This is a genomic window from Streptomyces sp. NPDC058964, assembly GCF_042741275.1.
In the GTDB taxonomy this organism is placed as follows: domain Bacteria; phylum Actinomycetota; class Actinomycetes; order Streptomycetales; family Streptomycetaceae; genus Streptomyces.
In genome coordinates, this window is record NZ_JBHYKH010000442.1 from 6,269 (window position 1) to 7,660 (window position 1,392).

1 pseudogene is annotated in these 1,392 nt (G+C 76.0%); it reads left to right on the forward strand.

The annotated features are described in order from the left end of the window. Window positions 1-127 precede the first annotated feature (127 nt). Window positions 128-1,246 (forward strand): annotated as a pseudogene (locus ACFW2E_RS36245) (GNAT family N-acetyltransferase); the annotation flags it as partial. Window positions 1,247-1,392: the final 146 nt, after the last annotated feature.

Genomic DNA, 1,392 nt, shown 5'->3' on the forward strand with positions numbered 1-1,392 from the left:
TGTGTGGGGGCCGCCCCCGCGCTCCCCCCCCCCCGCGAGGCCCTAGCGGGGCGCCCGCGCGCCCGCCCGCGCCGCGCGCCCCCCCCCGTCCGACTCGTCCGGGGCCGGCTCCCAGGCCGTGCCGGGAACGAGCGCGCTGTGGCGGATGCGGACGACGGTGAAGGACGAGCCGGGATCGCTGGCCGCGCTGTGCACGGCGCTCGCCGGACAGCGGGTGGACATCCTGAGCCTGCAGACGCATCCGCTCGCCGAGGGCACGGTGGACGAGTTCCTGCTGCGTGCCCCGGGTGAGCTGCCGGCCGCCGGGATCAGCCGGGCGGTCGCGCTGGCCGGAGGCACCAGCACCTGGATCGAGCGGGCCGACGCGCACGATCTGGTGGACGCGCCGACCCGGGTGCTGGGCCTTGCGGCGCGCACGGCCCTGGATGCGGCGGAACTTCCGCTGGCGCTGAGGCAATTGCTGGGACGGTGCACGATCCGTTCGCTGCCCGCCAAGCCGGTCGGCGGCGGCCGCGGCCCGGAGACCGTGCCGGTCGAGGGCGCACTGGAGGACACGGTGATGCGGCTGCGGGCACCGGAAGGCGGAGTGATCACCGTGGAGCGGCCGTATCTGCCGTTCACGCCGACCGAGTTCGCGCGGGCGCGGGCGCTGGTGGATCTGGACACCCGGCTCGGCCCCCGCATCCCGCGCAGCCAGGACGTGCTGACGCTGCCCGAGGGCAACGCGATCACCGTCCGCCGGGCGGACACGAGCGACGTCGCGGCGGCGAAGACGATGCACGAGCGGTGCTCGCCGCGCACCCTCGGCATGCGGTACCACGGCCCGGTCGGTGACGCGGACCGCTATCTGAACCACCTGCTCAGTCCGCGCTTCGGACGGACGCTGGCGGCGCAGACCGCGTCGGGCCGCGTCGTCGGCCTCGGCCACCTGCTGTGGGACGGCGACGAGACCGAGGTCGCGCTGCTGATCGAGGACGAGTGGCAGCGGCGCGGCATCGGCCGTGAACTGCTGGGCCGCCTCGTGGCGATGGCGGTCGAGGCGGGCTGCGAGAGCGTGTACGCGGTGACGCAGGCGTCGAACACCGGCATGGTTGCGGCGATGCGCGGACTGGGCCTCCCCCTCGACTACCAGATCGAGGAAGGCACGCTCGTCATCACGGCTCGTCTGGACGCCGCGCCGGCCTCCTCGTGCCTGCCGTACGACAGCGGGCGGAAGCAGCTCGGCGGCCCGGTCCGCCGGGACTGAGCACCGGACCGGGCACCGGACCGGGCACCGGACCGGTGACGGCCCGGCGGGCACCCGCCGGGCCGTCCGACCGCCGGTGCGCAGGGCCTCAGCCCACGGCCTCCCCGACGCCCACGGCCTCCCCGACGCCCACGGCCTCCCCGACG